The sequence below is a fragment of the Clostridium sp. genome (assembly GCF_036643715.1).
In the GTDB taxonomy this organism is placed as follows: domain Bacteria; phylum Bacillota; class Clostridia; order Clostridiales; family Clostridiaceae; genus Clostridium.
Genome location: NZ_JAVXRL010000013.1, coordinates 1 through 25,342, shown reverse-complemented (window position 1 = coordinate 25,342; position 25,342 = coordinate 1). Strand labels below are relative to the sequence as shown.

Annotated in this window: 25 protein-coding genes; 2 read left to right on the top strand and 23 right to left on the bottom strand. The window is 28.0% G+C overall.

The genetic code is table 11. From position 1 onward, the window contains the following. Nucleotides 1–80: 80 nt before the first annotated feature. The 4 genes from RSF37_RS05660 to zupT all read right to left on the bottom strand — a co-directional run bounded on the left by RSF37_RS05660 (nt 81) and on the right by zupT (nt 5,462). Nucleotides 81–1,679: a flavin monoamine oxidase family protein gene (locus tag RSF37_RS05660; RefSeq protein WP_332563461.1), complete on the bottom strand. Its 1,599-nt coding sequence runs from the start codon at nt 1,677–1,679 to the stop codon at nt 81–83. A 190-nt stretch (nt 1,680–1,869) separates the two neighbouring features. Further along, nucleotides 1,870–3,132, bottom strand: a complete 1,263-nt coding sequence (locus RSF37_RS05655) for a cytosine deaminase (RefSeq protein ID WP_332563426.1) — start codon at nt 3,130–3,132, stop codon at nt 1,870–1,872. Between the two features lie 10 nt (nt 3,133–3,142). After that, the gene (codB, locus tag RSF37_RS05650) at nt 3,143–4,405 is read right to left on the bottom strand and encodes a cytosine permease (RefSeq protein WP_332563425.1); all 1,263 of its coding nucleotides are present in this window, start codon (nt 4,403–4,405) and stop codon (nt 3,143–3,145) included. Between the two features lie 253 nt (nt 4,406–4,658). Next, the gene (zupT, locus tag RSF37_RS05645) at nt 4,659–5,462 is read right to left on the bottom strand and encodes a zinc transporter ZupT (protein WP_332563424.1); all 804 of its coding nucleotides are present in this window, start codon (nt 5,460–5,462) and stop codon (nt 4,659–4,661) included. A gap of 165 nt (nt 5,463–5,627) precedes the next feature. Here zupT and RSF37_RS05640 point away from each other — a divergent pair, with 165 nt between their 5' ends. Beyond that, nucleotides 5,628–6,236: a class I SAM-dependent methyltransferase gene (locus RSF37_RS05640; protein WP_332563423.1), complete on the top strand. Its 609-nt coding sequence runs from the start codon at nt 5,628–5,630 to the stop codon at nt 6,234–6,236. A gap of 46 nt (nt 6,237–6,282) precedes the next feature. Here the strand turns inward: RSF37_RS05640 and RSF37_RS05635 are convergent, their stop codons facing one another. The 11 genes from RSF37_RS05635 to udp all read right to left on the bottom strand — a co-directional run bounded on the left by RSF37_RS05635 (nt 6,283) and on the right by udp (nt 19,214). Further along, a complete protein-coding gene (locus tag RSF37_RS05635) occupies nt 6,283–7,758 on the bottom strand; it encodes a catalase (protein WP_332563422.1) in 1,476 nt (491 codons plus the stop codon). Nucleotides 7,759–7,822: 64 nt separating this feature from the next. Next, nucleotides 7,823–8,650 (bottom strand): metallophosphoesterase, encoded by an 828-nt coding sequence (locus RSF37_RS05630; protein ID WP_332563421.1) that lies wholly within the window; start codon nt 8,648–8,650, stop codon nt 7,823–7,825. 26 nt (nt 8,651–8,676) lie between these two features. Continuing rightward, nucleotides 8,677–10,974: a glycoside hydrolase gene (locus tag RSF37_RS05625; RefSeq protein ID WP_332563420.1), complete on the bottom strand. Its 2,298-nt coding sequence runs from the start codon at nt 10,972–10,974 to the stop codon at nt 8,677–8,679. Between the two features lie 36 nt (nt 10,975–11,010). Beyond that, complete coding sequence (locus tag RSF37_RS05620; RefSeq protein WP_332563419.1) at nt 11,011–12,396, bottom strand: HAMP domain-containing sensor histidine kinase; 1,386 nt, start codon at nt 12,394–12,396, stop codon at nt 11,011–11,013. Beyond that, on the bottom strand, nt 12,383–13,030 hold the full coding sequence (locus RSF37_RS05615) for a response regulator transcription factor (protein ID WP_332563418.1): 648 nt from the start codon (nt 13,028–13,030) through the stop codon (nt 12,383–12,385). Before RSF37_RS05615 ends, RSF37_RS05620 begins: the two co-directional genes overlap by 14 nt. A 112-nt stretch (nt 13,031–13,142) precedes the next feature. Beyond that, nucleotides 13,143–13,808 (bottom strand): ABC transporter ATP-binding protein, encoded by a 666-nt coding sequence (locus tag RSF37_RS05610; RefSeq protein ID WP_332563417.1) that lies wholly within the window; start codon nt 13,806–13,808, stop codon nt 13,143–13,145. A 5-nt stretch (nt 13,809–13,813) separates the two neighbouring features. Next, the gene (locus RSF37_RS05605) at nt 13,814–15,226 is read right to left on the bottom strand and encodes an ABC transporter permease (RefSeq protein WP_332563416.1); all 1,413 of its coding nucleotides are present in this window, start codon (nt 15,224–15,226) and stop codon (nt 13,814–13,816) included. A 48-nt stretch (nt 15,227–15,274) separates the two neighbouring features. After that, a complete protein-coding gene (locus RSF37_RS05600; protein ID WP_332563415.1) occupies nt 15,275–16,399 on the bottom strand; it encodes a sensor histidine kinase in 1,125 nt (374 codons plus the stop codon). Then, complete coding sequence (locus RSF37_RS05595; RefSeq protein ID WP_332563414.1) at nt 16,384–17,058, bottom strand: response regulator transcription factor; 675 nt, start codon at nt 17,056–17,058, stop codon at nt 16,384–16,386. Before RSF37_RS05595 ends, RSF37_RS05600 begins: the two co-directional genes overlap by 16 nt. Before the next feature lie 148 nt (nt 17,059–17,206). Continuing rightward, nucleotides 17,207–18,397: a phosphopentomutase gene (locus tag RSF37_RS05590; RefSeq protein ID WP_332563413.1), complete on the bottom strand. Its 1,191-nt coding sequence runs from the start codon at nt 18,395–18,397 to the stop codon at nt 17,207–17,209. Between the two features lie 28 nt (nt 18,398–18,425). Continuing rightward, complete coding sequence (udp, locus tag RSF37_RS05585) at nt 18,426–19,214, bottom strand: uridine phosphorylase (protein ID WP_332563412.1); 789 nt, start codon at nt 19,212–19,214, stop codon at nt 18,426–18,428. 228 nt (nt 19,215–19,442) lie between these two features. On the opposite strand from udp, the gene RSF37_RS05580 reads away from it, so the two are divergent. Further along, nucleotides 19,443–20,183 carry a GntR family transcriptional regulator gene (locus tag RSF37_RS05580; RefSeq protein WP_442878709.1) on the top strand — a complete coding sequence of 247 codons (741 nt, stop codon included), beginning with the start codon at nt 19,443–19,445 and terminating at the stop codon, nt 20,181–20,183. Nucleotides 20,184–20,202: 19 nt separating this feature from the next. Here the strand turns inward: RSF37_RS05580 and RSF37_RS05575 are convergent, their stop codons facing one another. The 8 genes from RSF37_RS05575 to RSF37_RS05540 form a co-directional block, all read right to left on the bottom strand. After that, nucleotides 20,203–20,412 (bottom strand): hypothetical protein, encoded by a 210-nt coding sequence (locus RSF37_RS05575; RefSeq protein ID WP_332563411.1) that lies wholly within the window; start codon nt 20,410–20,412, stop codon nt 20,203–20,205. Nucleotides 20,413–20,456: 44 nt separating this feature from the next. After that, complete coding sequence (locus RSF37_RS05570; protein ID WP_332563410.1) at nt 20,457–21,383, bottom strand: exonuclease domain-containing protein; 927 nt, start codon at nt 21,381–21,383, stop codon at nt 20,457–20,459. A gap of 44 nt (nt 21,384–21,427) precedes the next feature. Further along, nucleotides 21,428–22,147 (bottom strand): hypothetical protein, encoded by a 720-nt coding sequence (locus RSF37_RS05565; protein ID WP_332563409.1) that lies wholly within the window; start codon nt 22,145–22,147, stop codon nt 21,428–21,430. A gap of 51 nt (nt 22,148–22,198) precedes the next feature. Then, nucleotides 22,199–22,921 carry a hypothetical protein gene (locus tag RSF37_RS05560; protein ID WP_332563408.1) on the bottom strand — a complete coding sequence of 241 codons (723 nt, stop codon included), beginning with the start codon at nt 22,919–22,921 and terminating at the stop codon, nt 22,199–22,201. 1 nt (nt 22,922) lies between these two features. Next, nucleotides 22,923–23,471, bottom strand: a complete 549-nt coding sequence (locus RSF37_RS05555; RefSeq protein WP_332563407.1) for a sigma-70 family RNA polymerase sigma factor — start codon at nt 23,469–23,471, stop codon at nt 22,923–22,925. 159 nt (nt 23,472–23,630) lie between these two features. Next, nucleotides 23,631–23,999, bottom strand: a complete 369-nt coding sequence (locus RSF37_RS05550) for a hypothetical protein (RefSeq protein ID WP_332563406.1) — start codon at nt 23,997–23,999, stop codon at nt 23,631–23,633. 81 nt (nt 24,000–24,080) lie between these two features. After that, nucleotides 24,081–25,124, bottom strand: coding sequence for a hypothetical protein (locus RSF37_RS05545; RefSeq protein ID WP_332563405.1), 1,044 nt, complete (start codon nt 25,122–25,124; stop codon nt 24,081–24,083). Between the two features lie 2 nt (nt 25,125–25,126). Beyond that, nucleotides 25,127–25,342, bottom strand: a 216-nt coding sequence (locus tag RSF37_RS05540; RefSeq protein WP_332563404.1) for an RNA polymerase sigma factor, incomplete at its 5' end; no start/stop codon positions are given.

Sequence of the window (25,342 nt, the reverse complement as noted above, 5' to 3'; positions counted from 1 at the left end):
ATCCTTTTCATACTAAAATTTAATATAATATTAAATTTTAAAGAATTAAAATTAATATTTATCAAAAGTATTTTATAATATTATTTACAATGTTTTGCTATATCATTTGCCACCTTCATAGCGCTGTTTAATGAACCTTGCATCCAACCATGAGTTAACGAAACATGTTCTCCTGCAAAATAGACTCTATTATTATATTCCGGCTTCTCTGATGCATAAGCAAAAAGCTTTTGCCCATTTGGCATGAAGTTTGAAAAACCACCATAAAATCCTTTCTCACTATCCCAATTAATAGTTTTATATTCTTCAACGATTGAATCAAGATAATTATTAGTAAGTCCATGTACAGCCTCAACATCTCTCTTAACCTTAACAACACGAGCTTTAGGTTCCATATTACCTAATCTTATTGCATCCTCATTCATATTATAAGATGCTAAAAGAACTCCCTTTCTCTTATACCCGTCCTCTTTCTTATCACAATTATTTTTATAATTCGGATACCATATACTACCTATTGGTAAATCAGTATTAGATGAACCACCAATTATAATTTCATCACTGTTTCCCTTCTCCCAAAAACATTCTTTACACATAAGAAGTGTTTTTTGTGCTGATATATATCCTAACTCTTTGATAGCTTGCATTTTCTCAGTACTAAATTCCGGATTTATATTTACATTTCGTAAACTTGAAAATGGAATTGTACAAATAACATAATCAAAATTCTCACTTGTAATTTCAGATGACCTTTCACTACAATAATTTAATCTAACTGTTTTCTTATTACATTTTTCTATAGAAACTACAGTTTTCCCACTCTTAAAGCATACTTTACTTTCATTTTTATCTTTACCGTTATCCATAAGTGAATTATAAAATGATAATGGAAGATTTGACATTCCACCGACCACTTCATATCTGTATTCATAATTTGCAACATATTCTTCTTGTAAATTTTCAATATAGCTACTGTAATAAAAATAACTTAATACAGTATTTATACAAGAAATTAGTTGTATAGCACCTTCACTTAGTTTCATCTGTTCCATAACTTCTCTAATACTTAAGCTTCCAAGTCCCTCTATCTCTTTAGCATACTCTCTTTTAGCTTCTAATATCTCTCTTCTTATTTGTGGACTTAATTTTATTAACTGACCGCCAAGTGCATAATCTATTAATTCATTCCAAGGCATAGTTTTCTCCCATGAATTTAAATTAAATTCAGGATATATCTTTTCCATAACATTTTTTCCTTTAAAATCATTTCTTACACGTATATTTCTTACATATAGAAACGCATTTTCATTAAACTCAATAAAAGGTCTAGTATTTAAATTAAATAAGTTAATGTAATGCCACGTAGTTTCATGACTAACTGGTATTCTCATTGCCCCTAGTTCGCCGTAACATTTTTTCTTTTTATCAAAATAATAAGTATATACTCTACCCCCAATACGTTCCTTATTCATTTCGAATATAGTAATATCAAAACCTAATTTTCTAAGTTCAAAAGCTGCCGCTAAACCTGCGAGACCACCACCTATTATACCAACCTTTACTCCCTTACATTTCTTCTTAGATCCTACTTTCTCGATATCCTCTGGAGGAGAAAGTAGTTCAATTATATTATTAAAATCTTCAATATGGTTATCCTCTATTAATGTACTCTTAATCATTTCATATCTTTCATCATCCGTTGGGTTAAATGGTTGTATATTTCTGTTTATTAACCCCAAAATTTTTCAACCCCTATTAAATAATGCTTCCTTTATATAAGTATTTTTAAACAATCAATTAAGTTCTACTAATTAATATTTATATATAAAAAAGAAGCTTTATATAAAAGCTCCTCTTTATAATAATCATTTACTTTTTAAAATCAATCTTCTCAGTACCATCTATAAATACATTTGTTTCACTTACTTTAGTACTTGCAATTACTCTGCCATTTCTTATTGAGTATAATACTGGAACTTGCCTTCTTACTGCATCATATGGATTTTCAGCTGGTAAAATAATTAAATTACCAGCCTTACCTTCTTCAATTCCATATTTATCTTGTATATTTAAAGTTCTTGCACTATTGTTTGTAATTAAATCTATTGATTCATTAATTTGGCTATATCCCATAATTTGACATACATGTAATCCCATATGAAGTACTTGAAGCATATTGCCTGTTCCTAAAGGATACCATGGGTCGAATATGTCATCATGTCCAAAACAAATATTAATATTATTTTCAAGCATTTCCTTAACTCTAGTTATTCCTCTTCTCTTAGGATATGTATCAAATCTTCCTTGAAGATGTATGTTAACTAATGGATTTGCTACGAAATTCATATTAGACATTTTTAAAAGCCTAAATAGCTTATATGCATAAGCATTATTATAAGAGTGCATAGCTGTTGTATGACTCGCTGTTACTCTTTCTCCCATATTATTTTCGTAAGCTTTGCATGCAAGCACTTCAACAAATCTTGACTGCTCATCATCAATTTCATCACAATGAACATCAATTAAAGTATTATACTTCTTAGCAAGTTTAAATATTTCTTCTATAGATTGAACACCATATTCTCTAGTAAACTCAAAATGAGGTATAGCGCCAATAACGTCTGCTCCAAGCTTAACTGCTTCTTCAAGAAGTTCTAGTCCATTAGGATATGAAAGTATTCCTTCCTGTGGAAAAGCAACTATTTGTAGTGTTATAAAATCCTTAAGTTCTTCTCTAAGCTCAACCATAGCCTTCACTGCTGTTAAGTCAGGGTCTGTTGTATCAACATGGGTTCTTATATATTGAATACCACTTGCTACCTGCCACTTTATTGCAGTTCTAGCTCTTTTTTTAACATCCTCTATAGTTAAAGATTGCTTTCTCTCTGACCATCTCTCAATACCTTCAAAAAGCGTTCCACTTTCATTCCACTTTGGCTCACCTGCTGTTAATGTAGTGTCTAAATGAACATGTGGCTCTATAAAAGGTGGTACTGCTAAATTCCCATTAGCATCAATTATTTCATCATTATCAATATTTATATTTTCTTCTATTTTTGTTATTTCCCCATTTTCTATTAATATATCTACTAAATTTTCTCTATTTCTAAGTCTAGCATTTTTTATTAACATAAAATTCCTCCTAGCTGTTTACTAATTCTTCATTGACTTTTGTTGCCTGTACTACTTTAGTTATAACAACATGTGCGATTATTGCTATTATAACAGAATTTAGCGGTGCAATACCTGGTAATATCATAGCACCTACTACTCCAACAAGCCATGCCACTATAGCTATAAAATTAATATTTATAAATTTAACTTCGCTAAGTTCTTTATATTTACCTTTATTTAATATGAAGTAGTCTGCAATTATTACTCCTCCTACAGCTGGCATGAATGAATTTAAGAATCCAAGCCATCCCATGAAGTTGTTATATAAGAAAAGTGCTGATGCAGTACCTATTATTCCATTTACTATAACCATTTTATTCTTTGGTAACTTAGTAATATTTGAAAAGCCAAGACCTGATGCATATAATGCATTGTCATTTGTAGTCCATATATTTAAACCAAGTATTATTATTGCTGGTATTATTAATCCTTGTGTAAACATCACTTCCGCAATATCACCTTGTCCAGTTGCCATTGATCCTACAGCTCCGAAAGCGAACATTAGTGAATTACCTATTAAAAATGCAATTCCTGTTGCCATTACTGCTGTCTTCTTTGACTTAGCAAATCTCGTAAAATCAGGTGTAAGTGTCCCACCACTTATAAATGAACCTACACATAATGCTAGTGCAGCACTTATAGTCATTGTTTGCTGTGGCTCTATTAAAAGTAATCCTTGTAATCCTCCAACTGTTCCAATTGCTTTAAATACTGATATTGAACCAAGTATTGCAATTGATGGTACTGCTATTATACTAAGTATTGTTAATGACTTCATTCCAAAGTAAGCTGTTGCTGTCATCAAAAGTCCTGATATTACTACAAGCCAAACTACATCTATTCCTGTTACTCTTGAAACTGGTATTGCAAACATTGCAACCCCAACTCCGAACCAACCAACTTGTGTTCCTCCAAGTAAAAATGAAACTAAATATGAACCTTTCTCTCCGAAAGAATATCTTGCTAGAAGGTGAGTTGAAAGCCCAGTCCCCCCTGCTATGTATGCTAAAAGTCCTGTATAAATACAAAGTATTATATTTCCTAAGAATACTGCTAATATGAAATCATTCATTTTTAAACTTGATCCTAAAGTTCCTCCTGTTAACATACTTGCTGAGAAAAATGTAAAACCTAGCATTACAACTAGCATTGACATAAACCCCTTCTTACTACTTTCATTAACTGCCTCTAGTGAAAAATCGTGATCTTCATGTTGTTTTTTTGCTTTCATCTTGTTGCCTCCTAGTAATTTTATATTACTATTAGTACCTAACAAAAAAAGCTCTCTACCTGATATTCAAAGTAGAAAGCTTTACTATAGGAATATAGACCTTTCCAGTCTATATAATTAATATCCTATTCGTTAAACCTTGCCAGCTTCTCTGAACTGAATTAAAGGTACCAATACGTTTTATTCTTTTCGTATATTATTTCATCAAAGTCGAAAATTGTCAACATATTTATGAACATTCAGTTAACTATTTTTAAACAAATAATAATAAACTAATTGCCATTACAAACATACCTGCAACTAATCCATAAATTGAAAGATGATGTTCTCCATACTTTCTAGCAGTAGGTAATAATTCATCTATTGAGATAAATACCATAATTCCAGCAACTGCTGCAAGTAATATACCAAGTGTTGCATCATTTAAAATATTTCTAAGTAATGTATACCCAATTATTGCACCTACAGGCTCTGACATACCTGATAAAAAAGAATATATAAAAGCTTTTTTCTTATCACCAGTTGCATAATATATAGGTACTGATACTGATATTCCTTCTGGTATGTTATGAATTGCAATCGCTATTGTAATCGGAATAGCAATCTTTGCATTATCAAGTGCTGAAACAAAAGTTGCAAGCCCTTCTGGAAAATTGTGTATTGCAATTACTAATGCAGTGAACATTCCTGTTCTTAAAAGTTTTTTATCTCCATTAAACTTAGTGTTGTCCACTTCGTCCATTGTTTTTACTTCATGGGGATTTTCTTCACTTGGAACTAATTTATCTATTATAGCTATTATTGCGATACCCGCAAAAAATGATATTACTGTAACTAAACTACCTGTTTTAATACCCATAGCCCCTATTAATGATACTTTTGCTTCTTGGAGTATTTCTACCATTGAAACATAAATCATAACTCCAGCTGAAAAACCTAAACTAATACAAAGAAATTTAGTATTAGTCTTCTTTGCAAAAAAAGCAATACAACTTCCAATTCCTGTAGCTAATCCTGCAATTAATGTAAGCAAAAAAGCTAATAATACATTATTCATTAAAACCCCTCCTTTATTGATAATTATTATCAATTATACCTTTATAATTAATTCTTGTCTATATAAAAATATTTTAATGCTAATAATTTTATACTACACTTCATTTAAAAGATTTTTTAGTTTATTATAATATAGACAACATTTAATACTTGAAAGGATAAATATATGAACGAACAATACTTTGAAAAACTACTTAATATAAAAACATCAGGAACTCAAAAAATATTTAATGAATCCATTCATTACAATAGATATGAGCCTACTTCATATGAAGCACTTAATGCTTTATTTGAGCAATATACTATTAATAATAGTGATAGTATATTAGACTTTGGTTGTGGAAAAGGTAGGCTTAATTTTTATATACATTACTATTTTAATGCTTCTGTAACTGGTATAGAAATGGATAACTACTTCTACCATGAAGCTATGGAAAATAGAGCAGCTTATTTTAAAAAACACAAAAAAAATAAGAGCCCCATTAATTTTTCAAATTGCTTTGCGCAAGAATATAATATAAATCATAAAGATAATAAATTTTATTTCTTCAACCCATTTTCTGTGCAAATATTTTCAAAAGTTGTAGAAAATATTTTAATATCTTTAGAAAAACATAATAGATCAGTTGATATAATTCTTTATTATCCATCTGAAGATTATATATACTATTTAGAAAATAAAACTTCATTTACTTTATCTAAAGAAGTTATATTACCTAATTTATATAAACACGATAATAGAGAAAGATTTCTTATATATACATTATCTTTATAAAAATATAAAAAAGCCCAAAATGACAAAACATTTTAGGCTTTTACTATTATTTTATATTCAATCCTTTTCTTACTTCCTTTCCAAAGTTAGAGTCTGCTTTAGTGAAATTATCGATAGCTCTTAACTGAATGTTTAGGTCAACTTCCCACATATCTGCTACTATATTGCTAACTAAAGTCTCTTTATCCTTATCACTCATAGCTCTATATCTTTCCCCTGCTTGTTTAAAATTTTCTTCTTTATCTATAACTTCACTTGTTATATTACCTTGGACAAAAGATGGGATTTCCTTACCTTTTGGGTATTCCATAGGCTCATTATCATTTAAAGAGTTAGGTTTAAAATTAATACTTCCTTCATTATATTTATATCTCATAGGCCCATCTTGAGTATTATTCACTGGATCAACTTTTGGTCTATTTATAGGTAATTGCTGAAAGTTAGCTCCAATTCTATGCCTTTGAGTATCTTTATATGAGAAACTTCTTCCTTGAAGAAGCTTATCATTTGAAAGTTCAATACCTAAAACTAAATTTGAAGGACAAAATGCAATTTGTTCAACATCGCCAAAAAAGTTTTTAGGATTTTCATTTAATATCATTTTCCCAACATTTATAAGTGGGAATTTTTCTTCCGGCCATACTTTTGTTGCATCTAAAGGATTAAAATCTAATTTATCTACCATATCCATTTCCATAACTTGTACTTTAAAATCATACTGAACTTCTATACCTTCTGATATAGTATCAAATAAATCTCTAGTAGCTACATCAGGATCTAACCCTGCAAGTAATTCAGCTTCATTTCTATTTATAGTTTTAACTCCAAGTGCTGGAACCCAGTGATATTTTATAAATACACGCTTCCCCTCTTCATTTATCCATACATACGTATTAACACCAAATCCTTCGATAGTTCTATAACTTTTAATCGTTCCTAAATCTGAGAATAAAAATGTTATCATATTTGTTGACTCTGGACTACTTGATATGAAATCCCAGAACCTATTTTTATCTGTTACATTATTATCTGGTGAAGGCTTAAATGCATGCACCATATCAGGGAACTTCTTAGCATCCCTTATAAAAAATACTGGAAGATGATTTCCTACTATATCTAGATTTCCATCATCTGTATAAAACTTAGTCGCAAATCCTCTTGGATCTCTTAAAGTATCTGCTGACCCTCTAAATCCAATAACAGTTGAAAACCTTACTGCTACAGGAGTCTTAATTCCAACTTCATTAAACACTTTTGCCTTAGTATACTTCTTCATTGAGTTTGTTAACTCAAAATACCCTTTTGCACCTGCACCTTTAGCATGTACAACTCTCTCTGGTATTCTTTCTCTATCAAAACTTGCAAGCTTTTCAATTAAATCTAAATCCTGCAATAAAACCGGTCCATTTTTTCCTACAGTTACTGAATTACTATCATCTGTTATAGGTTCTGAAACATTATTAGTTATATACTTACCTTTCATATCCATATTATATTTTTTCTTTGATCTATGTTTTTTCATGGATTCCTCCTAATTATAATTCTATAATTAGTATATAATTGCAATCTAGAAACTATTACTTATATTAAATTTTTATATTAAATGTAGAAACTTGTGGAATGTTAAAGAACCTAAAAGGAGCCTTTGTATTACCAAGACCACTATTAACATATAACTTTGTTTTCCTTTTATTTTGTAGATCATAAAAACCTTTCGTATATTTCTCTGATAATGTATTTTTAACAAGTGGTCCATAAAACGGAATATAAACTTGTCCACCATGGCTATGACCACTTAGTATTAAATCAATTGGATATTTACTATACTTATCAGCCAAATCTGGCTCATGTAAAAGTAATATATTAATATCACTTTCATTAATATTTCCCATAGTATTCTTAATATCATTGTTACCTAATAATCCATCATCGGCTCCAAATATATTTATATATTTACCTTTGAACTTAATTCTATCATTATCATTTTTTAGAACAGTAAAACCACCTTTAGTCATTATATTATTATAATATCTTACTGCTCCACCACCATAATCATGATTTCCATAGATGGCATACTTAGCAATGTTACACTTAATCTTACTTAGTACACCTGCTACCTTATTTATATCTTCATAAGAGGCAGCATTATCTATAAGATCACCAGTAAATACAACTATATCTGCATTTTGCTCATTTATTTTATGTACAGCTTTTTCAAGCTGATCAATACTATAAAATTCACCTAATTGTGTATCTGTAAATTGAACTACTTTTAATGACTCGTTATCATTATTATTCAATTGTAAATTGTGTTTTTCTGCTATTAGTAAATTTCTTTCTATACATGTTGCATATATAGCAATAAGAACTGCTAAAATTATTGACCATAAAAACATCTTTTTTACTATCCTCATTTGTTTCCATCCTTTATATACTCACATCACGGTGTATATTTAGTCTTATTATCTCCATCAATTATTATAAGAGAACCCTTTTCAATTTTATTTCCATCTATTGTTACATCTTCATTTGAAAAGTTAGCTATAACTTTAAAGTCATCTCCGTACTCTGTCATTTGAACTAATCTATTATCTGATAGAACTTTAAAATCTGTCATTTCTTCATTTATAACTTTTTTACTAAACTTAGACCATACTTTGTAATTGTCTACTATAATATCTTTATATTTATTCCATTCATTTTTATCAATATGATAAAGTGGTGGTACATTATATAATATTTCATACAACATTCTATTTTTGACTTCATCTTCAACTTTTAAAGAACCGAATCCCCACCAGTATGAAGTAATAACTGAATCATTATAAACTAACTTATATAATGGGATAGTATATGCCTCATCCATAAATAATTTTTTATATTTATCTTTTACCGGTATTTGTTTTGCAAACAGTTCTGGAACTCCTCCAGTACTTGAATAATATCTTCCAACATAGTATTTACTATCCTTATTATTCTTCATATCTTCATCCATCCATGAAAATGAAGGCATTTCTATACCATGTGCAAAAGCTATATCTTTACTTGCAAAATCATTTCCACCCTCAGTACCAACAACCATATTTTTATCATTTTGAAGATATTCGATTCTTTCGAGCCTTGCCTTTATATCTTCCTCTTCTGTTGTAGGATGATTTTTTGAGTAATCATCAAATACTTCTCCAGTTCCATCAGTATCTAAAAACCATGAATTAAATTTTAATCCTGTACTTAAAATAGAATCCACTCTCTCTTTTACGCTTGGCATTGCAAGTGTTGGATTTAACTTTCTACCAGCACCTTGGAATCCTTCTATTTTCTTACCATCCTTATCGGTTACAGTAGCATTATCATATAGTGTTTTATCTGTAAATTTAGCTGTATTCCACTTTTCTTCACCTGGCTTATGAATTGAATGATATGAATCATAAGTTCCAACTAAATATCCTAAATCATTAGCTTTCTGAACTAATTTTGGATTCATATATCCGTCTTGCCAATCATCCAATCCAACCCACATATTGTCAATTCCTGAATCCTTCATATCTTGAAGTACATCAGTTGTATTTGCATCTGCCCATTTATTAATTGGATCTACTGCATCATTTAATTGCGATTTTAATAATTCTTTATTTAATTCTATTAATTCAACTCCATTTAAATTATTTATACCTTTATCCAATAATCCCTTACTTTTTGAATCTAAATTTGTAAATATTTTTTCATTATAAAATTCTTTTAATTTAGCTACTTCATTAAATCCTTTTAATATTCTATTTTTAGTATATTTATCAATATAATCTACACTTTGTATATCATCAAAAGCTTTAGATAATTCTTCTCCATCTTCAACTTTTGTTTTTAATAAACTTTGCATCCAACTTTTAAATTCTTTTGATATATTATCTTTTAACTTATTCCATTTTATATTCTCTTCCGACATTATAGACTTATCCCAGAAATATACATGTGGTGCCCCATAAAGTTTCTTAATATTTTCATTTTCTTTAGCTTTTTCTTCTAAAGTTTTAAAATTATTATGTTCAATTATGTAGTTTTTGTAAGTCTTTGCTATATCCACCGGATTATTTTTAGTCAAATAAATTCTAAAACTATATTCTTTATCTTTATTAATTGTTGGATATTCATGGTTCAATGTGAACTGAATATTATCTTTAGTATTAAATTTAATATTGTTGTTATACGGATTTTCAATTATATATAATAAAGAATACTCTTTTTTATTAACTGCAAAAAATTGCATTGATAAAGATTCTATGCCCTTAAGGGTTGTATTATCTAAGTATTCTTTCCAAGTAGTATCATTACTTGGAATATATTTACCTTCATTTAAAGGCATCATATAACTTTCTCCTTTAACTTTTGGCCAATCAAAATCATTTTCTTTATCAGTATTCGATTTAATTTTTACATCTAAAAATTTCTCTTCCTTTTTAACATCTACATCAATATTTTCATTATCATAGCTCCAAGATATTTCATCACCATTATCTTTAACATTAGATGCCTTCTTTTTCCCTAATGGTTCAGATACGGTTTCACTTACCCCATTTGAATCTACTGTTATTTTAAATGTTTCTGGATCTACTTTAAATTTAAAATCTAAATTCTCCACTTCTGTTTTTTCTGTTTTTGTAGTTAATTCATTTTTTGCACATCCACTAACTATTGTTGTTGTAGCTGTTGCAATTAAAACTATTGCAATTATTTTTTTCACTTATTTCACCTCTTTAAGGATAATAAGTTATTTATGTTACACGAATGTTACAAATTTTATATATATCTCAATACTTTCATCAACAATATTAAGTCCATATAATAAATCATTTTTTTCTAATATTTTTTTTACTATTGAAAGTCCAAGTCCAGTACCTGATAATTCCTTACTTCTTGACTCTTCAAGAACATAAAAAGGTCTCCATATGTTTTCTATTTTATCTATACTCTTTTTATCAATTCCATTTTTTATATTAAATATTATATTTCCATTTTCTTTATAAATATTTAAATTAACTTCATTATTATTAGTATACTTTATTGCATTTGTTATTAGATTGTTTAAAACTACATCTATACTTTCCTCATCTTCAAAAATAATATACTCCTCGCCTTTATCTATATTTAATGATACTTTTATATTTGCTTCATTAATTAAAATACTATATTTATTTAATAAATTACTTACTTTATCATCAATTTTAAAATATTTCTTTTCAATCACGTTTTTTTCTATTTTACCCCAAAATAAAAGCCTTTCAATTAAGTTATCCATATTATCTATATTCTCTTGAACTATTTGAATATATGTACCATCATCTAACCCATCTTCAATTCCTTGACTATATACTTTTACTAAAGCTAACGGTGTTTTAAGTTCATGAGATATATCAGAAATTAATTCCTTTAGCATTTCATTTTGATCATTTATTTTGTTGTGCGCAGCTTCTAAACTTTCACTCATACTATTTATACTCACTGCAAGTTCCTCAATCTCATCACCTGTATCAATTTCTTCTTTTCTAAAATTTAAGTTTGAAATATCTTCTGATAAAACTTTTAAATTTTGAATTGGATTCGTTATTTTCTTAGCTAAAATACTAACTAATACTATAATTAATATAATTGAAAATATATTTAAATATATATTAAACTTATTGATTATAGATATTGCATCATTCATATAAGGTAATGGCATTCCTATCGCAATAATATATCCATCAACTTTAACAAACTTCGTTAAAACCTTATACTTTTGAATACCTTGATCATATATTTTATTTACACTTTCATAATTTAATTTATTTAATGTATCTTCTGTTATCCAAAACTTATTTAACTTAATCTTCTTTGATTCAAATCCATAAATAATATCAGAATTAATCTTATCTAAATTACCATTATCTGCAGTGTACGATATTACTATACCATTATCCTTTTCAAGATTATCTATGTTTTTTTGTATATCTTTAAAAGATTTCAGACTCATTTCATCTGATAATTTAGTTAAAATTTTTGTTTTCTCATAAATATAAAATTTATTTACAAAATATAAATTTAAACCAATAGATACTAATGTTACTACTATCATAACTGACGCTGCACTAATTGTAAGCTTCTTATTTATTTTAATTTTCTTCACCTTCTATACTGTATCCTATACCTCTATAAGTTTTAATAATATCTTCCCCGATTTTACTTCTAAGTCTTCTAATATGTGTATCTACTGTTCTATAATCACCTTCATAATCTATTCCCCACACTAAATCTATTAACTTATCCCTTGATAATATAATTCCTTTATTTTTTATAAAAGAATTTAATAAGTCATATTCTATTTTAGTTAATTTTAATTCTTCTCCACTTCTATATACTCTTTGCTTCTCTAAATTTATATTAATATTATTTATATTTACTTCTTCAGTTGCATTAATAAGCTTTTTAGCTCTTATTATTAGTATTCTAGGATCAAATGGTTTTTTTACATATTCATCAGCCCCACAATTTAAAGCTTCAATTTCATCATCATTTTGTCCTTTTGCTGTAAGTATTAAAACTTTTGTATTTCCATTTTCTTTAATGTACTTACAAGCTTCTAGCCCTGTAACTTTCGGCATCATCCAATCTAAAATTGCTAAATCTATTTTATTAGCCTGAAATAATTCTAAAGCTTCTTCTCCGTCATATGCCTTAAATGTATTAAAACCTTCTTTTTCAAAATACGCACATAATATTTTCACCATTTGTTTTTCATCATCTGCAATTAAAACATTCATCTTAATCATTCCTTCTCAAGTTAATTTAATTTATTATACTATAACTAAACCTAAACATTATTACAAAGAAAAAAAGGTTCACCATTATAGTGAGCCTTTTACTATAAATTTATTATCTAATAAATAATAAATCACCTTTTTTTAATCCCCATACTTCATCTGCAAGTATGGCAACTTTATTTGAATGAGTCACAATTATAACACTCTTACCTTCATTATGAGCTAAATTTTTAAGAATATCTAATATATCTGCTTCAGTCTCTGAATCTAAGTTACCAGTTGGTTCATCCGCAATTATAATTTCAGGATTATGTGAAAGAGCCCTTGCGATTGCAATACGTTGCTGCTCCCCACCTGATAAGGTTAGAACTTTTCTCGATGCTGTCTCTTTATCAATTCCCACTTTATTTAATAAATTATAAGCATATTCTCTTTTATATTTAACCTCTACATTGCTAATTTCCATTGATAATATTATATTCTCCACAGCAGTATAATTATTCAATAAGTTATATCCTTGGAATATAACACCTATACTTTTAGCTCTATACTCATCTCTATCAATATTGTTCAAGTTTTTACCGTTATATAATATTTCACCTTTATTACAAATATCTAATCCTGATATAAGTGAAAGTAATGTTGTTTTACCAGCACCCGATTTACCTATTATTGAATATATTTTTGATTTTTTAAAATCAATATTTATATCATTTAATACATTTTTGTTAGCTCCACTATACGCATATGATACGTTTTTCACATTTAATATTCCCATAATCACTAGTTCCTTTCAGTAAGAATTTTTCTTGGCTCATATTTTGTAATATACATTACACCAGCGCTACTACTTATTAATACTAATAACATTGCAACTGCAGTAACCTTTAATAATGTCTCTCCATCCATCTTCACTTTAATATTTGTAATTGTATCTTCTTTTTGTTCTCCATCAATTGAAACAATACTCATAGCCACATTAGATGGATTTTTACTTTCTTTCTGAGCCTCAATTTGTTTTTGCAGTAATGAGTTTGATACTGGTTGAGATATTATAGAACCTGTACCTAATCCAATTCCTAAACAGATTGCAGTTATTACTAATGACTCTGTTATTAAGCCCATAGCTACCTTCCATTTTTTCATACCTATGGCACGCAATACTCCAACTTCATACTTTCTTTCTCTAATTGATAGTGTATTTAATAATATTAAAATTACAGCACCTAAACCTAGAACTACAAATATAAACATTAATGTTATAGAACCTAAACCTTCAACTGGTCCAACTATTCTATTGTAACTATCTTCATCAGTAGATACATTATATATTTCAGGTAGCCCTTTACTTCTAACTTCTGCTTCAAAATCTTTTACCTTATCTGGTGACTTTAAGAAATATTTAGCTTGTATATTTGTATATTCATCATTTGACATTCCCGTTGCAGTTTCAAAGTTACATAATATTTCATTTCTTCTATTCATGTATGCACTTTTATAGAATCCTTCATTATAAGGGTTAGTACCATCTGAATAAATCCCTACTACTTTTAACTTATATGTTTGATTTCCATCTTCAGTAGGATTTTTTAAATTTATATAGTCTGAAATTTTTATCTTATTCTTATCTGCTAGTTCCTTGCTTATTATACATTCATTTTTACTCTCATATAATCTTCCATCTACTATATTTCTCTTTCCATCCTTAAATTCGGTTAATGATTCACTACTTGAATTCCCAATAATTCTATATTTTGGACTCTCTATTTTTTTACCACTGTTATCACTACTTTCCATAATCATTGCGCTTCCATTTTTCTCATTATCTTTTTCTATATCTTCATCAATAGCTTTTAACTTATCTGAAGTAGCTCCAAGTTGTGATGTGAATAAAGCTTTCTGTAAATAATCTGATTCTCCAAAAGCTTTGAATTGATCGGCTGTTATATTTGGAATTTTAACCATTCCACCTTTATCTTTTTCACCTTCGCCATTTATAATTTTATCCATATCAGGTGATATAGTTACTTCTGATCCAAACTTTGCTTTATAGTCTTTTATAATTTCACCTGTAGTAGTATTAATTGTAAAAGCAACTACCACTGAAGTTATTATCCCTAAGATTATTACCCCAACTAGTAAATTCCTTCCTTTATTACGCCATATATTTTTTACAGCATTTTTTATAACATACATTAATCATACCTCCACTCACTTTATGTACTCATATTATCAAAAGTTATGTTAATCTATTGTTAATGTCTTAAATACCATATAAATTTTACTTCCCTTATTTTCTTCACTCTCTGCAAAAGCAATTCCACCACATAAACTTGTTATATGAGACACTAGGCTAAGTCCTATTCCATTACCATCCTTTTTCAAATTTTGTCCTCTATACTTATGATTAAAGATATTATCTATAATGTTTTTATCTATTCCCTTCCCCCCATCTTCTACACAAATTATAGAACTATTATTTGCATTATATACTTTCACTTTGATTTTAGAATCATTACCATACTTAATCGCATTTTCGATAAGATTGCATATAGCTCTATATATCCATAACTTTCTTCCCTTTATGATTGTAAATTCTTCCTCATCAATTTCAAGTTCTAAGTCTTTATAATTTTTACTATATAAATCTATAGCTTCTGCACATACTAGTGCTAAATCTACATCTTCCCCATTACTTAGATCTTCTGTTGCATTTATAGCTAAAATATCATCTAAACTAGAGCTCATTTTATCAACTATACTTATAAGTTCATCCCTTTCCCCAATTTGAATCTTCGCTCTTAAAATAGATAAAGTATTCTTTTGTTCGTGGGTTATATAAGAATTTATATTATTTGCTTCATTCAGTAATAATTTTATTTTATTTGTAGAGTTCTCTAAAGCATTTTTAACTCCACTTAGCTCTCCTGTAAATATTTTGTTATCTAGTGATATTTCATTATTAGTGTTTATAATATTTGGTAGTGCAGAAGTCATATTCTCTATTGGTGCTATAAGCCTTTTACTAATAAACTTACTTAATATTAAAGACAATATCATAACAACTATAACGACACTAACCATTATTAATAATGTCTTTTCAATTAAAGCTTGATTATAATTCCCTTTAACTTCTGATGCTTTTACTGCTTTACTTCTTATTTCTATAGTCATAGCGGGCTTTTCTGATGTTATTCCATCATTTATTTCATTCGCAGTATATGGAACAAAATATTCCCCTGTATTAGCTGGTTTATCTACTTTCTGTATTATAATAAACCCAAAAACAAGCACGATCATAGTAATAAAAAAAGAATAACTTATTAAAAGAACACTTAATTTACTTTTATAATCTAATTTTCTTCCCATATTTTATATCCCTTACCTTTTAAAGTTATTAACATTTCTCTTTTAGAAACATTTTTAAGCTTCTTTTTTAAATTACATATATGCACTCTAAGTACAGAAGAAAATGGATCAAAAAACTCATCATAAACATGTTCTGCAATCTCTTCGCTAGATACAACTTCTGGATGCTTACTGCATATATATTCTAAAATATCAAACTCTTTAGCTGATAATTTAACTTCTTCTAACCCATATTTTACAACTCTACTCTTTGGATATATTACTAAATCATCTATTTTTATTTCTGAATTTACCCTTCCATAAATTCTTCTTACTACTGCTTGTATCCTTGCTCTTAATTCCATTAAGTCGAAAGGTTTTACTAAGTAGTCATCTGCTCCTAAGTCTAATCCCATAGTACGCTCCTTTATTTCATCTCTTGCAGTTACGATAATTATAGGCGTCACAATTCCCCTTTCCCTTAAATCTTTTAATATTTCTAAACCATCTTTATCTGGTAAATTTAAATCTAATAATATTGCATCATATTTATTTACTAAAGCTTTTTCGTCTCCATCTAGTCCATTGTTTGCAATATCTGAATAAAATCCAAAGGTTCCAAGACCTTTTTTAATCGTTTCTGCTAATTGTTTATCATCTTCTATAATAAGCACTCTCATACTACACCTCTTAATAATTTAATTAATAGATTATATCATATTTAATGTTAATGTAACGTTAATATGGTTAAAGAAAAAAATACCAAACTAAGCTATAAAGTTAGTTTGGTATTTTTCTAGGTTATATAAAAATTTTTATTATCTTTTACTATACAAGCTTTTCTAGAACAGATTCTCCTATAGTACCTTCTGGCATTTTAAGTTCAAAGTTATTAGCAATTGTTGCTCCAATTGTTGCAAAACTATCTGCTGTTTCAAGTATACTATTTTCCTTCATTGAAGGTGAGTATGCTAAAAATGGTACATGTTCTCTTGTATGGTCTGATCCTTTGTAAGTTGGATCATTTCCATGGTCAGCAGTAATTATTAATAAATCATCTTCTTTTAGCTTATCTAATACTTTACCTAAGCTTACATCAAATTTTTCTAATTCTTCTGCATAACCTTGTGGATTTCTTCTATGTCCCCAAAGAGCATCGAAGTCAACTAAGTTTACAAAACATAATCCATTGAAATCTTTATCCATTATTTCTAATGTTTGTTCCATTCCATGAACTGAGCTCTTTGACTTAAATCCTTCTGTTATTCCTTCTCCATCAAATATATCCTTAATCTTTCCTACAGATATAACATCAAAATTATTATCTTTTAATTCATTAAGAACAGTTTTTCCGTATGGCTTTAAGGCATAATCGTGTCTGTTGCTAGTACGTTTGAATTCACCTTTTTTATTTCCTAAATAAGGTCTTGCAATTATTCTTCCAACCTTCCACTCATCTTTAAGTGTAAGTTCTCTTGCAATTTCACAACATCTATACAATTCTTCTAATCCAAATGTTTCTTCATGACCACAAATTTGTAGTACTGAATCCGCTGAAGTATAAACTATCATATCTCCAGTTTTCATTTGATGTTCACCAAGTTCATCTAGAATTTCAGTTCCACTAGCACTTTTGTTTCCTACAATTTTATGACCAGTTCTTTTACTTAATTCATCTAATAATTCCTTTGGGAACCCTGTATCAGTGAATGTTTGGAATGGCTTAGTAATATGTAGTCCCATCATTTCCCAGTGACCTGTCATAGTATCTTTTCCAACACTTGCTTCTCTCATCTTCATTTGATGACCTAATGGTTTTGAAACTTCATCAACATGCTTGACTTTGTGTAAGTTTGCTATACCCATTTTTTGCAAATTAGGGATATTAAAACTTTCTACTGATTCAGCAATATGTCCTAAAGTATCTACATCAACATCACCATATTCTTTTGAATCTGGCATTGCTCCAACACCTAATGAATCTATTACTATTGTAAAAACTCTTTTATATTTACTCATATTTAAAACTCCCTTTTATGTTTTAATACTATTTTACTCTAGTTTCTTTCTCTTTGTCTAATTTTATTAAATTTCTTATTCCTTCTACAGCGACTTTTATAGCTCCTTCTGTATCATGTGCTTGAGGATTATCAAGACCTGCTTTTTCTCTTTCTTGGTTAGCTATTGCTAGGAATACTGCTCCAACTCTTACTTTTAAGTAACTTCCAACTATAAATAAAGCTGCACCTTCCATTTCTGAAGCAAGACATCCACACTTAACCCATGCATCCCATCTGTTAAGTAAGTCATATCCTACTGGTTTTGTTTCTGGTGAATGTTGTCCGTAGAATGAATCTTTAGATTGAACTACACCTGCATGATAAGTTTCATTTAAATCCTTAGATGCTTGTACTAAAGAATTTATAACTTCTAAATTAGCTACTGCTGGGAATTCTATTGGAACATATTCTCTTGTAGTTCCTTCTGCTCTTATAGCTCCTGTAGCTACTATTATATCTCCGCCTTTAACATCAAGATCCATACCACCGCATGTACCTACTCTTATGAATGTATCTGCTCCACATTTAACTAATTCTTCTAATGCTATAGCAGCTGAAGGTCCACCGATACCAGTTGAAGTAACACTTACTTTAACTCCATCTAAGTAACCTGTATATGTAACATATTCTCTATTATCCGCAACTAGTTCTGCATTATCAAAGTACTTTGCAATCTTTGCACATCTTTTTGGATCTCCTGGCATAATTACGTACTTTCCTACTTCACCCTTTGCTACGTCTATATGATATTCTTTTGAATTTTGTGAATAAATCATTTTTCATTCCTCCTAAAGTTTTTTATACAACATTTAACTTGTCTATTTACTTGTCTGTTTTCTATATAAAGATAATACCACGTACTTTTAGCACTTGTCAATCGTTTACATATTTTTTCTTTTTTTATTTGCTAATTTTCTAAAATCTTTTATAATTTATAATATAGAAAGATTTTTAAATTATATGACTTGTCTTAAACTTGTCTGTTTATTCGAAAGGTGGATTAAATGAATAATATTGATATTAACATAATTGATACTGCAAAAGAACTTAGGTATGTTACTGTATATAACAAACTTTTTAAAATGATTAACGAAGGAACTTTTAACGAAAATAGTAGATTACCATCTGAACCAGACCTTGCTAAAAAACTTGGTGTAAGTAGAAGTACACTAAGACAAGCATTGTCATTGCTTCAAGATGATGGATTAATTAAAAATATTCGTGGAAAAGGAAATTACATAATTAAAGAACCATCTATTAAAAAAAATGGTTTAGAAAAGATAGGACATGTTGTTTATAAGTGTATGGAACACCCTATAGATACTGTTGAAATTGACTTTAAAATACAGCCACCATCAGATTATTTTACTAAGATTCTTGGAACTAAATCTGTAGCAACTGTAGGTATCGATAGATGGTATATGCATAACAATAACTCTATCGCTTATACATTTACTATAGTACCAATTGAAGCTATTTCATCTTTCAATCTTGATTTAAATAATAAAGAAGAACTTCTTGAATTTATTGAGGAAGGAATTTACGAAAAGTGTTCAGATGCATTAGTTGATATAAAATTCTCAACAGCTGGTAACTTTGTTACTAAAAGTCATCCTATTTCTTGTGAAAAACAATTTTATTTAGTTGAAGAAGCACTTTATAAAAATAGTGAATTTCCTATTGCTTTTAATAAGCATTATCTTCCTATGCAATATAGTTCTATAAAATTTAATCCTACTAAGTAAATTAAATTACTTAGTAGGATTAATATTTTAATAGTGCCCTGCAGTTACACTTATATTTTTCACTTGAAGATACACCATCGTTAACTTTAAAGTTACCATTACTATATATTTTCATTGCATTTGTTAACTCTTCAGATATAATTCCTAAATTATTTATAGCTTTATTCTGAGCATTATAATTACTTTTACTATTTAAATTCATTATAAACTGTTTATTATTTTTCTCCATTTTTTTGATATTTCCCGCTCTTATTATTTTTATTTTAAAAACATTTATCCATTTACCCTTTTTAAAAATTCCTCTTCATTTAAAAACTTTATATTTTGACCTTTTAATCGTAAGTCTACTCCTCTTTTTAGTTTATTACTCATCTCTTCTCTATCTAACTTATCTATATCTTTCATATTAGTAACTATACAAGTTGTCTTCTTAGTTACTGAACTCCCAACTGAACCACCAAGCTTTCTAACTAGCATGACCGCTTTATCCCTCGTCATTGACCCTAATCCTCCAGTAAATACTATAACTTCATTTTTAAATGCACACATATTTAAATTATCATTTAAATCTCGCTTATTTGTTGCGCATTCCCTATTTGATATCTTTAATACTCTCCCTTTTGTTGAAGATGGCTTGTACCCATCACAATTTACAGACCCAATTGTAACACCAATTTCAGAGGATATTTTCTCAATATCTTTCGTATTTAATTCCTCTGATATATTTAATAATATATTACTACAAGCAAGTGCATCCGCTAATGCATCATGGTGTTTAAATTCAAATCCTAAAAAATCATTTACTGTATTTAATTTAGCATTATCAAGATTTCTATAAAAATTTCTTGATAGCTTCATAGTGCACATATAATTAAATGTTGGTGCAGTAATTCCATAAAGATCTAATGTATTTCTAAGTACTGATATATCAAAAGAAGCATTATGAGCTATTACTAAGGCTTCATCAAAATAATGTTTAATTTTATCCCATACTTTATCGAATTCTAGTTCATTTATAACCATCTTTGGTCTTATACCATGTATTCCTATGTTAATTGGCATAAATCTCATTTCTTTTGGTTTTATTAAATGATGTACTTCCTCTATAACTTTCCCCTTTTCCACAACGACGATACCAATAGAGCATGGGCTATTCCTCTTCTCATTAGCAGTCTCAAAATCTATAGCAATAAAGTTCATTTGTATTCCTCCATATTGTAGTTTAAATAATTACTTTAACTATTTTAAACTACTTTGAAGTCAAGCGCCATACCATTATTCAAAATTAAAATTATAACCTTTTCTGATGATTCTAAATTGTTATTATTATTTAATTTATAAGTTTCCCCTTTTATAAGATCCTCATATAAACTCAAACTATCATAAATTTTTATAGCCATTTTAATACTATCCATATAATAATCTTCTATATATACTATTTTCTTTACATCTTTGTTTTCTAACTTAAACTCTTTAATCTTTTCAATACTTATCTTTTTTGATAATATTTTTTTATTTTTAATATGAGTTTCCTTAATTAAGTTAGTTCTTACTTTATATTTTTTATACCATTCTCTAGAACTTGCTATTCCTCCTTTGTTATATAAGTCTTTAAGCATATCTAATTCTTCTTTAGTAACCTCAATGAATTTATAACCTAAATCACCTTCTCCAAACTCTTTTATAACATGATACTTACCTTGAATATATTTAGCTAATATCCAATTATTATCTATCTTTTCTTCAGTATAATCTAGCATACAATGCTTCTCTCCATGAGACATAAAATTCCAATGGTCTGATATTCTAAGGCTTCCTTCTGGCTTATAGTTCCAATCTATTTCGTCAGTATTATAGTAACTTTCACTGTATGGACTTTTATTTATTGATTCAAATTTAGCTATTTCCTCTCTTACATCATTTGGCTTAATTCTCGCTCTTACTGGTATTAGCATTTTCTTCATCATCATTACCACCTACGATCATTTTATAATTAGTATGCGTAACTTTTCTATTTAAAATTTAACTAAAGTCATAATCAAACATATAATTACTATTGCTACTAAAACCCACATAATTTTCATTACAGTATCTTGCCATGGAAATCCGCTTCTATCAACATCTTTTACTCCCATTGTCCTTAAGGATTCCATAAATCGTAGTAAATCATCTTTGCTCCCACCATAATCTGGTCTTAAAACTATTTTTGTATCTTTTAATACAATTATTTGTTCATCTTCATCCATAATACATTTTCCTTTACCAGCTCTACCAGCTTCTATTACTTCATCTATATTTACTTTATAATGACTAAATATTTTATAGTGTGAATCAAAAGAATATATTATAAGCTTATCTTTTATTAAAAACATTTTATAGCAAACTGCAGCTCCCCACCACCAAGTTGGAGCATGGACATTTCTAAATAGTTCATCAACTATTTCTTCTTTCTTAAGGCCTTCTTTCTCTTCAATAGTTTTTAACATAATAGATCTCATAAGCAATGCGCTTTTTGTACCATATATTGCTTTATCTGCATTATCGCCTAATTCATTTTTTAGCTTTAAAGCTCCTTCTAAAGTTATATTGAAATCTAATCTTTTATTTTTATCTTTTAATGACTTTACAATTTTAATTACATTATTTTTCACTCTATTTACTTCTTCAATACTCATTTCTACATCTGGAAGATTCCCCTCATCAAACTCTTCGATTTTATCAAAATAATCTTTATTCATTTTAAGCCCCCCTTTCTCCAACTTTTTCACTTAATCTTTTTCTTCCTCTTAGTATTCTTAAATTCACTGCATTTTCTGTAATATCTAATGCTTTACTTATATCTTTTATCTTTTCCCCATAATAAAATTTCCTTATGAATATTTCCCTATCTTTTATATCCATCGAATTAATTTCTTTTTTAATAATTTCTAAATCATTGTCATTTTGAAAATCTTTCTCTATCTCTCCACTTGCCGTTATGCTATCATCCTCTATATTTAAATTATTATTATGTTTCTTTTCACTTCTTAACATATCAATTGCAGTATACTTAGTTATAGTACATATCCAATTTTTAAATTTATCATCTTCCTTATTAAACCTATCTATATTGTTCCATACCTTTAGAAAAACATCATTTATACACTCTTCCGAAAGTTCTCTAGAATTTAAAACATTAAATGCTACTTTAAATATTAAATTAGAATATAAATCTATTATAAAAATAAGCCCATCTATATCTTTTTCCTTTAAAGCATTTATATAGTTATTTTTACATATGTGTGACAATGTTCTTCCCCCTTTCTTCTATTAATCTATATCCCCTCATTATTATAATCGTAATTAAATTAATAACCTTTCATACTTTTATTAATTTAATTATACACTTGCTTATTTATAAACAAAAAAACTCGGTAATTAATATTTAAATTACCAAGTTCTTTACTATTATTTTTCTTCTATTCCTTCAAAAAGTATATCTATTTCACCTTCATCATCTTCTAATGATTTATTATCTAAAGATTTTTCTAATATTGCATTAACCTCTTTTATTTCTGTTAAATATACAACTTTATTTATTATGTAGCCTAATGCTACAAAACATATGCAGTAAACAATATATGGTGTTACAGCATTTAAGTAATAACTAATAACATCAGTTAACTGTTTACTTACATCTAATCCTTGTTTAATTAAATTATTAATATATATATTTGAAGTATATATATTAAATACTGCGCACGCTCCCATTAAAGTTGCTAATATATTCAGTATAAGTGTCCCCTTTGGAGCTTTGTAATTTTTTTCACCCTTCATAATTTGCCTCCTCATAATTAATTATATTTTCATATTATCAGAAGCTATGTTAATCTAATGTTAACGCTTGTACTATAGAGTCTACTTTGTTAATTTTATTCTATCTATTGTTGTTCCATCTGGATTTTCTATTTCCAAAATAAATGTGTCTATATTATCAAATGAACTAACTCCTTTGAATGAACCTGATACGTGATAATACCCCTCAATTGTTGTTCCTAATGAAGCCTCTTCCATTTTATATTTATTCCCTTTTGTGTCAACTAAATTTGTATGAATAACAATATTTTCATCATATCCTATTCCTTTATAATTTAAATCCACAAATAGTCCTGTAGGATTTAATGTTGCTTTATTAATTATTATATTTTTTAATCCACTACTAGACTTATAATTAATAGTAGTTGGATTAGATAATTTATCATTTAAATCTAATTTTACATTAAAATCAAAATCAGTTGTTGATATTACATCAGTCTTTAACTTTAAAAATGTTATATTTGATATTTTAACATTTAAATTTTTCATCTTCTGAAATTCATTAGTAGATGAATGAAATAAAACTTTTATACCTAATTTATTGTTACTTAAATTACTTTTATCAATTTCATATGATGTAGTACTAATATTTTCTTTAATATTGTTATTTACACTGCCATCCTCATTTAAAAAGGCGATATTCATAGTAATATCATTATTCTCAATTTCTTCCCACTTCGTCATTGAATTGTCTTTTATATCTAAATTAAAGTCTAATGCTATATTGCTTTGATCAACTAAAACATTTTTTAGTTCTAAATTAAATTTTTCAGTACTGACTTTTTTATCAGTTATGCTTTGAACATAATTGTTATTAACCGCACTTTCTATACTTTTGTTACCAAAATTAAATATAAAACTTTTCATTGCTCCTATTGCAGGCTTTCCGAATCCTATTGTTGTAATTAGTATAATTCCTGCAGCTACTGCAAAATATTTCTTAGGAAATATTTTCTTACTATTACTATCCTTTGATTTGTCATTTCTAATTTCATTAAATGCTTCATTAACTTTATTTAAAACAACTTCTGGAACTTTATTATTATCGTCTTTTAATTCTAATAATTTATTTTCTATATTATCCATAATTATTTTACCCCCTTAGTAATTGAATAATAGTCTCTAAGTTCATTTCTCGCTCTACTTAACCTTGATTTTACTGTTCCTTCTTTTTCATTTAATGTCATACTTATTTCTTTTATACTAAATCCCATAATGTAGTATAGTGTTATAACTATTTTATAATCTTTTCTTAAATAATTTATTGATTCTTTTAATTCTAAGTTTTTAAAATCCGTATCTTT